Raw genomic sequence first — 12,503 nt, 5'->3', positions numbered from 1 at the left:
GGAGCGGTGAGAGGATTAGTCTTGCGAGCGCGAGCCGGCGCGGCGGTCCCGCCAGGGGCGGGCCGCCGCCAGCACGTCGGCCGGCGCGAACGGGGCCTCGGTCCAGCGTGGCAGCCGCGTGTCGGCTTCCGGTGGTGCGATCGACTCGGCGTAGCGGGCGAGCTGGTCCCGCTCGGCCGTGGGCTCGTAGTCGAGGGCGTTGAACGCGGCGTCGGCTCGATACTGGGCGATCAGCTCCTCGCCGGCGGCCCGGTAGCGTTCCGGCAGACTTCCGTAGGCGGGCTCGACGCCGTGGTCCTCGAGGACGCCAAACAGCGTCGCGGCCACTTCCCGGCTCATCCCCTCGAGGCCGGCGTCGCCGGCGACGGCGCGGTGGTCGTGGACGTGCCGGCCTAGATCCACTTGCGCGGAGCCGTCGAACCCGGCGACGTCGAAGGCGTCGCCCAGCGTCCCGACCTCGAGACCCCACGCCCGCGGGGTGCGCAGTCGACGGGCCAGCGAGGCCGTCGCGGCGAACTCGCCGGCCAGCGCGTAGCGAAACGCCCCGAGGTAGTCGAGGATCGGGGCGTCGTGGGCGTCGGCCAGCGCCCGCACGAGCGGCGCGTAAAACAGCCGGAAGAGCCGCCCGTAGAGCCGCTCGTCCTCGACGCGGGCGTAGTAGCCCTTCGCGAAGTCGAACTCCAGTTGCAGCGGTGCGAGCAGGCGGTGGACGTGTTCGGCCTCGTAGCTGCGGGCGTCGGCGTCGTGGACGACGACCGCGTCGCCGACCGCGGCGGCGGGGCCGAGCGCGAGCCAGACGTCGCGGCCCTTGCCGAACCCGCCGTCGAGCCCCGCCTCGGCGAACAGCGTCTCGACGCCGGGTGCGTTACACCAGAGGAGCCTGATCGGCAGGGCAAACGAGGCCAGCCACTCCCGGAACGGCTCGACCCGGTCGGGCTCGGCACGGATCGGCACGAAGACCGCGGCCGGCGAGGGCTCGAGGCGCTCGAGTTCGCCGAGGACGCGCGCGGCGGCGGGGCTCTCCAGTTCGCGGCCGGCCATGGGGACGACGACGGCCGTCTCGGCGACCGCATCGACCGCGCTCGAGCGGGCCCCGCCGGCCGAACTCGCCTCGCCGAACTCGTGGAGCGTCGCGATCCGCTCCTGGACGTACTCCATCGGTGGGGTCTTCGGCCCGACCGGTAAAACGGCCACGGATCCGGCCAGATATCGCAGCCGCTGAAACGATTGCTACTCCGATCGCAACGCTGTCGTGGGATCAGGCGTGCAGTGCCTTTCAGTGGCTACTATTGGTGAGTTCGGAGTGGACAACGACGAACGCCGTCGCCATCGCGACTCCCCAGTTCGGTCGTCGAGTCGACACTCGAAAAAGCACCGGTCTTTTTGTCCCCCACCTTCTTACAGGGCGAATATGAAATCAGTCCGGAAGGCACTCCGCGACGGCGAACTCGAGAAAGACACCTACGATCGACTCGTCTGTGGCGAGTGTGAAAAGCCCCTGAAGACCGAAAACGACCCGGACGAGATCAAGACGGTCCGTATCTGTCCCGACTGTGCGGATGAGTGGAAAGAGATCCGGTAACGGCCGTCACGCGTGCCGCTGTGGCCGGTCCGCGAGGACCGGACGGGCCGCCGCTCGAACCGACCTTCGCCGCGCTGGCCGGTGTCTTTTGGCCACGGGCGACGAGTTCCGACCGTGAGCGACGACCATCGCGACCGTCCGGCATCCCTCGAACACGACGACCCCAGACAGATCGTCACGCTTCCCGACGGTAGCGTCGATCGCTGGTACACGCTGGGTGGCTCGGGCGGCGACCGCTTCGAATCGGCCGACGCGTTCGCCGACCGGCTCGCGGCCGGCGACCGCACGTTCTCGCTCGAGCCGACGGCCGTTCGGCCGGGCGGACAGGCGGTCAACGCGGCGCGACAGGTCCACGCCCTCGGCGATCGGCCGACGCTTATCGGCCACCTCGATCATCCGGTGTTTCCCGACTTTCCGTTCGAGACGCGCTCGATGGGGCCGCCGGCGACGGTCCGCGTCGTCGACGTCGGCGGAGAGGAACTCCAGCTCGCCGAACCGGGGCCGACCGAGGACTGGGGACTCGCGGAGCTGCTCGCGGTCGTCGACTGGGATCGGCTCGTCGCCGCGGACGCGCTGTGTTGTACGAACTGGGTTTCGGTCCGGGGCCTCACCACCGTCTTCGACCGGCTGGCGGCGACCCCACCCGCGGATCCGCTTCCGATCGTCGTCGATCCGGGACCGATCGAGACCGTCGACCCGGCCGCGCTCGAGGGGCTGTTCGACGCGCTCTCGCGGGCCGACCGGGCCGACGGCTCGATCACGGTGGTCCTGAGCGTGAACCCGACGGAGTTTCGGGCCGCCGCGCGCGTCGTCGACGTCGACGCCGAGCCCACCGCCGACTCGCTGGCCGCACTTCGCGCTGCGCTCGGCCTCACCGGCGTCGTCTTCCACGGCGCGGACGCGGCCATCGGCGCGACGCGGGCAGAGACCGCCGTCGCGGAGATGTACGACGTCGGCGACCCGCGGCGGACGACCGGTGCCGGCGACCGGTTCTCGGCCGGACTGACCTGTGCGCTGGCCCGCGGGTGGGCCCTCGAGCCGGCGCTGTCGCTTGGAAACGCCTGTGCGGCACACTTCGTCGAAACGGGTGACACGGCCGATCCGGCGGCCGTCCGGGCGCTGCGCGAGGACTAGCGCTCGCCGGCCATCGCAGAGAAGAGGCGCTCTTCGAACTCATCGCGGCTGATGCCGTCGGAAGGACCGATCCCGTTCATGTGATCGATCGAGAGCTGGCCGCCGCCCATCCGCGCGTGGCCGCCCGCACTCGCCATCGGAATGTCGCTGATGGCGTGGCGAAGCGCCTCACCCATGTGGACCCGATCGTCCCGGGACCGCCCCGAGAGGTGGATCGTCCCGTCGTGTTCGCCGTAGACGACGACGGCCGTCACCCCCTCGAGGTGCATGAGTTCGTCGGCGGCCTGGGGGATCGCATCGACGTTGCCGATCTCGCCGACGTCACAGACGGCGAAGGGGCCCTCGATCCGCTTTTCGGTGATCGCCGTCGCCTTAACCCGGAGGACGTCGTCGCTGACCTGCGGGTTCGCGATCCGATCGAGCAGGTCCTCGTCGATCCCGGAAAACAGCGTCGCACAGGCGTCGAACTCGGCCCGCGAGCAGCCGTTGGTCAGGTGGTTCGTATCCGACTGGATGCCATAGAGCAGCCCGGTCGCGAGTTCCGGCGATACTTCGGGGCCGCTGCCCTCCCCGTCGTCCAGCGTCGCCCCGATCTCCTCTAAGTACTCGACGATGATCGTCGAGGCCGCGCCGTAGTCGGTCCGGACGTCGGTGAACTTCGTGCCGGCACCGTTGCCGGGGTGGTGGTCGACGACCGCGATCGGCTCGACGGTCTGGGCCCCGGTGAAGCCACGCGGCGTGTTGTGATCGACCAGGACGACCGGGTCCGCGGCGAGCTGGGAGCTGGCGTCGATCGCGTCCATCTCCAACTCGAGAACGGTCCGGAACGCCCGGTTCTCCTGATGGCGGATCTCGCCGGCGTACTGCAACTCGGCGTCGGTGTCGACTGCGTCGGCGATCGCCGCGACGCCCATCGCACACGACATGGCGTCGGGATCCGGGTTCGGGTGCATCAACACCGTCACCTCGTCGTGGGTCGCCAGCAGCCGCTGTAACTGCGCGCCTGGCGGCCGCCGGAACCACCGCACGACCCACCAGCCGCCGACGGCGAGCCCGACGACGGCAAGCACCAGCAGGGAGAGAACGAGCGGCTCGAGGGAGCGCACCGAGTCGCCGATCGACTCGGTCGCGAGCGGTGTCGCCCCGACGACCCCACCGTCGATCGGGGCGCTCCGATAGCTCATACCCGGAAATCAGATCGAACCCTCAAGAATTTTCCCCCGATTCCGGCCCGCTGTTACTTCTCGGTCCCGCGATAGCGATCGATCGCGTCGCGATACCCCTCACGGAAAGTCGGATACGCGAACTCGTAGCCGAGGTCGCGCAGTTTCCCGTTCGAACAGCGTTTGCTCGTCAGGATCCGCCGCCGGCTCGCCTCGGAGAGGTCGTCGTCTTCGAGCCGCTCGGCTTTCGTCCGCTTGGGCGGCCGGTCGACGCCGCACTCGTCGGCCAGCCAGTCCGCGAACGTCCACTTCGAGGCCGGCTCGTCGTCGACGATCTGGACGACCTCCCCGCGCGCGAGGTCGTCCGTAAGCAGGTACCGGACCGCGCCGGCGGCGTCGTCGCGGTGGACCATATTGAGATACCCCTCCGTGACCGGCCCCTCGAGGTAGCGCTCGAGGCGATACCGGCCGGGACCGTAGAGGCCGGCGTAGCGGGCGACGGTCCCCTCGACGCCGTACTCCGGGGGCAGTTCGAGGGCGATCCGTTCGGCCTCGGCCAGCACCTCGGTCTTCTCCGTCGTCGGCTCGAGGGGCGTTTCCTCGTCGACCCAGTCGCCGTCGTGGTCGCCGTGGACCCCCGTCGAGGAGGTGTAGACCAGTCGGTCCGGGGGGGCCTCGCGCTCGCCGAAGGCCTCGATGGCAGTCTGTAGCCCTTCGACGTAGACCTCGCGGGCGGCCTCGGCACCGCGGCCGCCGCTGCTGGCGGCAAAGACGACGGCGTCGACGTCGGGAACCGCCGAAAGCGCCTCGCGGTCGGTGACGTCGGCTCGAATCCCCTCGAAGCCGGCGTCTTCGATCCGCTCGACCCCATCGGCCGACCGGCGAACGCCGATCGGCTCGTGGCCCCGCGCCGCGAGCTGGCGGCCCAGTTCGAGACCGACGTGCCCACAGCCCAGAATTGCAACCTTCATACGTCGAGTCGTGGTCGCCCGTACATAATTACACCGCTCGAGATCGGTTTTCTCCTGTCTCCGCGCCGATTCCCGTGAATATTCAATCGGGGGACTCGAGCCGCGATCGGCATCACTCGACGGTGACCTCGACCGCGTGGGGGAGACAGGCGTTTTCGGCGTAGCCGCCCTCGTTCCACGGGTACTCGTCGTCTGCCTCGTCCTCGGGTGCTGCGATCCGCATGGGCTGGCGGCGACCGCGCTCGTCGGTCGCCCGCGAGACGAGCATGTGGCTGCCCGGCGCGGGCTCCCAGTCGTAGCGAAACAGCCGCCAGGCGCAGTCGTAGTCCGGGCCGACACACTCGGCCTCGGTCCACTCCTCACCGCCGTCGGTCGAGACCTCGACGCTCGTCACCGCGTCGTCGCCGGCCCAGGCGACGCCGACGACCGCGATCGGCCCGTCCTCGCTCGAGACGGTCGCGCCGTCGTCGGGCGCACCGATCGTCGACTTGACGTTCTGGTCGAAGGTGTAGGGGTGGTCGATCTCGGCCGACTCGAGCTGGTCCCACGTGTCGAACGTCGGGATCGTCGCGTTCGACTCGGGTTCGACGCCCTCAGGGTGGATCCGGTAGGACGACTGCTGCCAACGGGTGTAATCTTCCCCGTCGCGGTCCGTCCACTCCTCGCCGTGGACCATCGTCTCGGTCACGTGGAGTTCGGTGACCCACTTGACGCTGTTGACGCCGTACCAGCCGGGGACGAGCAGTCGAACCGGGTGGCCGTGTTCCGGGGGCAGCGGCTGCCCGTTCACCTCGTAGGCGAGGACGCAGTCGGCCAGTACCTTCTCCATCGAAATCGAGCGGGCGAACCGGTCGTTCTCGCCGTCGACTTCCGGGCGATCGCCGCCGACCGCGGTGAGCCACATGTCGTCGGTCGCCGCGCCGTGATCGACGAGGACCGACCGCAATGGGGTTCCCGTCCAGAACGCGGTGCTGACCGCTCCGTACTCCCACTGGACGCTCCCCGTCTCGGGCTCGAAGTAGCCCCGCCCGTTGCCCGCACACTCCATCGTGTGGGCGACGGCGACCGTCGGATACTCCTCTCGGATCGCGGCCATCTCGAGTTCGGCGTCGCGCTCGACCGCGCCGCCGAGTTCGACGGTCCACTCCTCGGCCACGGGATCCAGCGTCTCGTTGCGGTGACAGACGTAGTGTTCCGCGACCGGCGTCAGCCAGTTCGCGTACGTCTCCCGGTCCGCGGCACCGACCACTCGATACCGGTCCGCGAGATCGGTGACTCCCTTGGTGCCGGGTTTCCGTGCCAGAATGTCGTCGATCTCCCGACGCCGGTTCTCGCTGCGCTCCGTGTTCGACATGGTGGGTCGACGCCGTCGAGGGCGATAAATCACGGGGCGCGGTATCAATGACCGTTACCGGGCAGCGCTACGGCGCGCCGTCCGCGATCACGTACTGGACGTGGACGAACTCGTCGAACGACATCGGCGCGCGGCTCTCGATCTTCTGTTGGATCTCCTTGGCATCGAGGTCGATCTCGAGTTCGCTCTCGACGGCGTCGACGTCGAGTACCGCCGTCGACATTCCCAGCAGTAGGTGTTCCAGCGCCATCGTCTTCGTCGTCTCGGGATCGGGCGCGCCCTCGGCCAGCGACTGGATCGCCGCGGCCTCCTCGAGGGTCAGCTCCGGCAGCTCGCCCGCGGCGACCGCCTCGAGGCGCTCCCGCTCGAGGTCGGTTTCGGCGGCCGCTTTGGCGGGGCCACGTTCCGTAACGATCGCCGCGAGGTCGTCCGCGTACTCGGCCCAGAGGTCGGCGGGCGAGTCCGGGACGGTCATCCGCTGTTCGTGGAACATACCGAACCCGACGGGGATACTCCACAAGTGTGTTGTGAACTGCGGTGACTGGGACGCCGGTGTCTCCCGTTCCGAGTGGCCTATCGTGCGTTCGCCGCGTTCGAACCCACGTCTCAGATCACCGGAACGTTAAACAGCCCCCTCCCATATGCAAGTGGTATGAAAGTAGCCCTGATCGGGGTCGGTCAGGCCGGTGGGAAGATCACCGAACGGCTCGCGAGGTTCGACGCGAACATGGACTTCGGAGCCGTCCAGGGAGCCCTGGCCGTCAACTCCGCGAGGCCCGACCTCCAGTCCCTCGACGTTGTCGATACGAAGCTGATCGGTGCCGACCGCGTCAACGGCCACGGCGTCGGCGGCGACAACGAACTCGGCACGGAAGTGATGCAGGCCGACATCCAGCAAGTACTCGGCGCGCTCGACGGCCGAGTAACCTCGAGCGCCGAAGCGATCGTCGTCGTCGCCGGACTGGGCGGCGGCACCGGCAGCGGCGGCGCGCCCGTGTTGGTCCACAACCTTCAGCAGGTCTACGACGTCCCCGTCTACGCGCTGGGCGTGTTGCCCGGGCGCAACGAGGGGGCGCTGTATCAGGCAAACGCCGGCCGTTCGCTGAAGACGCTGCTGCGGGAGGCCGACTCGACGCTGTTGATCGACAACGACGCCTGGCACGAACAGGGCGAGAGCGTCGAAGGTGCCTTCGAGACGATCAACGACCGGATCGCGAAACGGGTCGGCCTGCTCTTTGCCTCCGGGGAAGCCGTCGAGGGCGTCGGCGAGAGCGTTGTCGACTCGAGCGAGGTCATCAACACCCTCCGAGCGGGCGGGGTCGCGGCGCTTGGCTACGCGACCGAGGTGGCAAGCGACGACAGCGCCGAGAACATCAACACCGCGATGACCGTCTCGCGGCAGGCGCTGTTGACGGGGACGAGCCTGCCCGACGCGACCACGGCCGACTCCGCGCTGTTGGTCATCGCCGGCCAGCCCGACGCCATCCCGCGCAAGGGCGTCGAGCGCGCCCGGCGCTGGCTCGAGGACGAAACCGGCAGCATGCAGGTCCGGGGCGGGGACTTCCCGCTGGACAGCGATCGGCTGGGTGCGCTGGTGTTGCTCGGCGGTGCCGAGCGCTCCGACCGGGTCCAGGCGTTCATGGAACGGGCCCGCGAGGCCAAGGAGGCTCAGGAGGAAGAATCGACAGACCACGCCGAAGAGTTCGCCGACGACCGCCTCGAGAACCTGTTCTGAGACGGATCCCTGTACGGTTTCCGGCGCGATCCCCGAGCGGTCGGGGTCGGGCCGGAACCGACCGACAGCGAACCCTCTGAACCGTCGGAAGGGATTTTTATCTCGGGTTCACTCTCGGGGGTAATGACCGACGAGTGGACTGCCGGCGTCGTCACCGACGCCGGCGGTGACGACCCGCCGACCGTCGAAGGGTGGCGACCGGTATCGGTGCCCGGCCGCCCTGCGGCGTTCGCCGACGCGGACGGCCCGATCACCTATCGAACGACGGTTCCGGATCCGCGGGACGAGGCGTCCGAACGGGCGCTGCTCGAGATCGGCGGCACGGACGGTCCGGCCGAGGCCTGGCTGAACGGGTCGCGGCTGGGCGCGAGCGACGTGGGGTTCGTCCCGGCCCGTCTCGAGTTCGATCCCCGCCTGGAGAACGAATTACTGGTCGTCTGTGAACGGCCGGACTCCTTCGCCGGAATCCGCGGGACCGACGCGGTCCCCGACCGGTTCGACACGCCTGGGATCCGCTGGGGCGTCGCGGTCGAGTCCCGTCCCCGGACATTCCTGCGAGCGTTCGAGGCCCGTCCGCGATTGGGACCGGTGTCGGCGGGCGATGCGAGCGAGGGGGCCGCGTCGGCCGCGAACGCGGCTCTCGACGGCGCGGGCGCCGCGATCGACGTGACCCTCGAGGTCGACGCGGGGGCGGCCGTCGACGACGCCGTAACGCTGTCGCTGCGGCCCGAGGGCTTTCGCGGCGGCGCGGCCATGGAGCGGGTGCCCGTGCGGGCCGAGGCGGGGGAACGGACCACCGTCTCGCGGACGCTCACGATCAGGGAGCCGTCGCTGTGGTGGCCCCGCGAGTACGGCCCGCAGGACCGCTACACCGTCCGGGCGAAACTCGAGGGCGATACCCGCGAGCGGACGGTCGGGCTGCGCCGCGTCGAGCGCGACGGCGACGGACTGCTGGTCAACGGCCGCCGGGTGCGGGCCCGCGGGTTCACGCGGCTTCCCGGCGGCGATCCCCGCGCGGACGTCGACCGGGCCGTCGACGCGAACGCAACGTTGCTCCGGGCGCGCGGTCACGTCCCGTCCCCGTCGTTCTACGAGGCCTGTGACGAGGCTGGACTGCTGGTCTGGCAGGACCTGCCGGCCTGCGGGGCCGATCTCCCGGTCGAGCGGGGGATCGAACTGGCGACGGCGCTGGCCGAGGCGTACGGCGGCCATCCGAGCCTCGCGATGTACGGCGTTCAGGACCGGCCGGCCGATCCGTACGCGGAGCCGCTTGGAGAGGGCTTGCTCGCGAAACTCGCCGTCCGGTATCGGGCGTGGCGAGCGTCGGTCGACCGGGAACCGGCGGACGAGATCGCCGAGAACCTCCCCGACGAGCTGCCGGTCGTGTCGGTGGCCGGCCCCCCGGGAACCGACCCCGACGCGGCGCATCTCTTCCCGGGCTGGCGATACCTCGAGGCCGCCGATATCGACTGGCTGCTCGAGACGTACCCGTCGCTCGGTGAGGTGGTCGGCCGATTCGGCGCCGGATCGCTCGCAACCGATGAGGCCGACCCGGCGACGATACCGGGACTCGAGCCGTCCCTGCTCGCCGACGGGGCCGACGCCGAGGACTCACAGCGCGAGCAGGCACAAATCCTGAAAACGGTCGCCGAGACGCTCCGCCGGCGGGAATGTGGCGTCCTCGCGGCGTCGACGCTCCGCGACCCCGCACCGGGCGGCGGCATGGGCGCTCACACCGCCGACGGCGAGCCAAAGCGGGCCGCCGAGGCGATCGCGCAGTCCTACGAGCCGATTCAGGCCGTCCTTGACGGGCCGCCGACGCCGGGGGCCGTCGGGATCACGCTCTGTAACGACAGCCACGAGGCCGTCGAGACGACCGTCGGCTGGCGTGCGGGCGAGGAGACGGCCGCGACGACGGTAGACGTCGACCCCCTCGAGACGGCCTCCGCCGGAACCGCCCGGATTCCGCCCGACGCGGAGCGGGTCGATCTCGAGGTCGCCGTCGGTGATCGAACGGTCCGTAACCGGTACTATTTATAACTACGTTCGGCCCACCATGTCACGGGCTAACGGGGCGAGACGAGGCCCCTGCGAACCGTTTTCAGGGGTTGGGGTACCGGTAGTTTTAAATTAGAGGCGACAATAGTACCAGTCACCAGAACGCCACCGGGGCGCGTATCGCTCGACGATCGATGACAGGAAATCTTATTCACCGAGGTTTCGCAGATCGTGAGCAGTCGCTTCGAACGACTGGTTGGCTACCGCCGAACCGATCGCCGAATCGCCGGCGATCGGCTCGGACGGCCGGCCGGTCGGTTTCCCGGTGCGGGTATGGCACAGAGGTTTGACTAACATGGTAGACGAATCGAAGAACATCGAACTGACAGAGGACGACCTAGAAAACAAATCGAAAGGACAGCTCATCAAGATGGCCGGTCAACTGCGAGACCGGCGCAACGAGCTGAACCAGATGGCTTCTGACCGGGCTTCCAAACGCGACGACCTTAACGCGAAGACTCGCGAGAAGGTCGACGAAGCCCAGGAGCACCGCGAGAAACGCGACGAACTCAACGAGCAGGTCCAGGAACACAAGGAGAGCCGCAACGAGCTCAACGCCGAGGCCAACGAACTGTTCGACAAGGTCGAACAGCTCAAATCGGACATGGAGCTCGACGAGGGCAAGGACCTCGAGGACCTCGAAGAGGAGATCGAAGACCTCGAGTTCAAACAGCAGACCGAGGTCCTCTCGAGCGAGGAAGAGCAGGAACTCATCGAGAAGATCGAGAGCAAGCGCGAGGAGTACGAGGAGCGCAAGCAGAAACTCGATCAGAACGAGGACCTCGAGGAACTCGTCGAGGAGGCCGAGGAAGTACGATCGGAAGCCTCCCAGCACCACCAGAAGGTCACGGAACTCGCCGACAAGGCCCAGGAACATCACAACCAGATGATCGAGGCCTATCGGGAGGCCGACGACATCCGTGACGAGGCCGACGAGATGCACGAGAAGTTCGTCGAGGCCCAGGAGGCCGCCGACCGCCACCACGAGGACTTCGTCCGCGTCCAGAAGCGCCTGCGCGAACTGGACAAGAAAGAGGAAGAAGAGCGCAAGTCCGAGCGCGACAAGAAGAAAGAAGAGGCCAAGGAAGAGGCCGAGGAGATCTACCAGAAGTTCAAGGAAGGCGAAACCCTCGACACCGAGGACCTGATGAAGCTCCAGAAGACGGGACTGCTCTAAGTCGATTCCGTCTACCCCGCGGTTTTTCTTCCCCGAGTCTTCGGGGTTCTCGAGTCCGTCCAGCGACGGCGCTGGCGGGCCGACGGTAGCTCCGGGATCGGCTCCCGTCTCTCGAGCGCGGCGGGACCGTGACCGTGTCTCAGCCGGCCGACTCGTCCCCGTCAGCTCCCGCCTCGTCGGCCGGCGGCTCGTCGCACCCACACCGGCCGGTCCGGTGTCCGATCGATAGGAGCGACATACGAGTCCTGTAGCGCCGTCCTAGCGCCTGCTATCGGTTGTCGGCCGCCGGAATCGACGGGTTCGACTCGTGGCAGCCGGTCGTACTGGCGTCTCGGTGCCGGCCGTGGGTAGCCCGCGCCTACAGCCACCGGTCGGAAGCCGGGCCGGTGGTGTCGTCGTCCCGCCGCTGTACCCGATCTATAACAATGGAACCGGCCGTCCTCAGTCGCTGCTCATGCAACGTCACAGGGAGGACGCGAGCGTTCTCGTGCCGGGAATCGCCGCCCCGAGTACGGTCGCCTGTTGCCGCTCGCTTCGACCGCGCGGCGTTCGAACCGTCGTCGGCTCCGAGTCGCGATCGACGCCGGCGGCGACGTCGGCCTATCGCGACGAGTTCGTGGGGCTGCCCGACCCCGAGACCGATCTCGCCGCGTACGGCGACGCCCTCCGCTCGCTCGCCGAACGGACCGATATCGAGACGATCGTCCCGGTCCGCGAGGAAGACGTCTACGTCCTCGCGAACCGCAGGGACGAGTTCGCGACGGACGTCGCGACCCCGTGGCCGTCGTTCGAGACCCTTCGCCGTGTCCAGGACCGGGTCGAACTCTTCGCCGCCGCCGACGCGGCCGGCGTCGCGGCCCCCGAGACCGCCCTTCTCGACGAGTGGGACGACTGGGATCGCGAGACGATCGTCAAACCGCGCTACACCGTCGCGGCACCGGCCTATCTCGGCTCGAGCGCGGCACACGCGACGATCGGCTCGACCGAGTACCAGCCTCCGGGAACGGAACCGGACCGGCAGGCCGAGATCGACACGCGAGGCCACGTGCCGCTGGTCCAAGAACGGATCCCGGACTCGCCGGAGTACGGCTTCTTCGCGCTGTACGATCACGGGGACCCGGTCGCGACCTTCCAGCACTGCCAGCGACGGGGCTGGAAGTACTGTGGCGGACCCAGCGCCTACCGGGAATCGGTCTTCATCCCGGAACTCGAGGACGCGGGGCGGGCGCTGCTCGACGAACTCGAGTTGCTCTGTTGAACGCAAGACGGCGGCAGTATTGAAACTTTGACATTCAGGCAGGTGGCGTTAGAACTCCTGTACTGATGGTT

Annotated in this window: 10 protein-coding genes and 1 pseudogene; 6 read left to right on the top strand and 5 right to left on the bottom strand. The window is 68.6% G+C overall.

Translation table 11 applies throughout. The annotated features are described in order from the left end of the window. Positions 1-15: 15 nt before the first annotated feature. Entirely contained in the window at positions 16-1,158 is a 1,143-nt protein-coding gene (locus NATPE_RS15535) for a glycosyltransferase family protein (RefSeq protein ID WP_015299193.1), read from the bottom strand. A gap of 253 nt (positions 1,159-1,411) precedes the next feature. Here NATPE_RS15535 and NATPE_RS22780 point away from each other — a divergent pair, with 253 nt between their 5' ends. After that, positions 1,412-1,582 (top strand): HVO_0758 family zinc finger protein, encoded by a 171-nt coding sequence (locus tag NATPE_RS22780; protein ID WP_006182537.1) that lies wholly within the window; start codon positions 1,412-1,414, stop codon positions 1,580-1,582. A gap of 114 nt (positions 1,583-1,696) precedes the next feature. Continuing rightward, a complete protein-coding gene (locus tag NATPE_RS15530) occupies positions 1,697-2,716 on the top strand; it encodes a carbohydrate kinase family protein (RefSeq protein WP_006182536.1) in 1,020 nt (339 codons plus the stop codon). On the opposite strand, the gene NATPE_RS15525 is transcribed toward NATPE_RS15530, so the two are convergent. The 4 genes from NATPE_RS15525 to NATPE_RS15510 form a co-directional block, all read right to left on the bottom strand. Next, positions 2,713-3,900 (bottom strand): DHH family phosphoesterase, encoded by a 1,188-nt coding sequence (locus NATPE_RS15525; protein ID WP_006182535.1) that lies wholly within the window; start codon positions 3,898-3,900, stop codon positions 2,713-2,715. The two genes, NATPE_RS15530 and NATPE_RS15525, sit on opposite strands and share 4 nt — an antisense overlap. A 53-nt stretch (positions 3,901-3,953) precedes the next feature. Further along, positions 3,954-4,850 (bottom strand): SDR family oxidoreductase, encoded by an 897-nt coding sequence (locus NATPE_RS15520; protein WP_006182534.1) that lies wholly within the window; start codon positions 4,848-4,850, stop codon positions 3,954-3,956. A gap of 112 nt (positions 4,851-4,962) precedes the next feature. Beyond that, the gene (locus NATPE_RS15515; RefSeq protein WP_006182533.1) at positions 4,963-6,204 is read right to left on the bottom strand and encodes a sulfite oxidase; all 1,242 of its coding nucleotides are present in this window, start codon (positions 6,202-6,204) and stop codon (positions 4,963-4,965) included. 67 nt (positions 6,205-6,271) lie between these two features. Next, positions 6,272-6,697, bottom strand: coding sequence for a DUF5791 family protein (locus tag NATPE_RS15510; RefSeq protein ID WP_006182532.1), 426 nt, complete (start codon positions 6,695-6,697; stop codon positions 6,272-6,274). 159 nt (positions 6,698-6,856) lie between these two features. On the opposite strand from NATPE_RS15510, the gene NATPE_RS15505 reads away from it, so the two are divergent. From NATPE_RS15505 to NATPE_RS15490, 4 genes and pseudogenes are all read left to right on the top strand, one after another. After that, positions 6,857-7,939 carry a tubulin/FtsZ family protein gene (locus tag NATPE_RS15505; RefSeq protein ID WP_006182531.1) on the top strand — a complete coding sequence of 361 codons (1,083 nt, stop codon included), beginning with the start codon at positions 6,857-6,859 and terminating at the stop codon, positions 7,937-7,939. 123 nt (positions 7,940-8,062) lie between these two features. Next, positions 8,063-9,979: a glycoside hydrolase family 2 protein gene (locus NATPE_RS15500; protein WP_006182530.1), complete on the top strand. Its 1,917-nt coding sequence runs from the start codon at positions 8,063-8,065 to the stop codon at positions 9,977-9,979. A gap of 313 nt (positions 9,980-10,292) precedes the next feature. After that, positions 10,293-11,174, top strand: a complete 882-nt coding sequence (locus NATPE_RS15495) for a coiled-coil protein (RefSeq protein ID WP_006182528.1) — start codon at positions 10,293-10,295, stop codon at positions 11,172-11,174. Between the two features lie 454 nt (positions 11,175-11,628). After that, positions 11,629-12,420 (top strand): annotated as a pseudogene (locus NATPE_RS15490) (carboxylate--amine ligase); the annotation flags it as partial. Positions 12,421-12,503 lie beyond the last annotated feature (83 nt).

The sequence above is a fragment of the Natrinema pellirubrum DSM 15624 genome (assembly GCF_000230735.2).
Lineage (GTDB): Archaea > Halobacteriota > Halobacteria > Halobacteriales > Natrialbaceae > Natrinema > Natrinema pellirubrum.
This window is presented reverse-complemented; position numbering and strand designations above follow the sequence as displayed.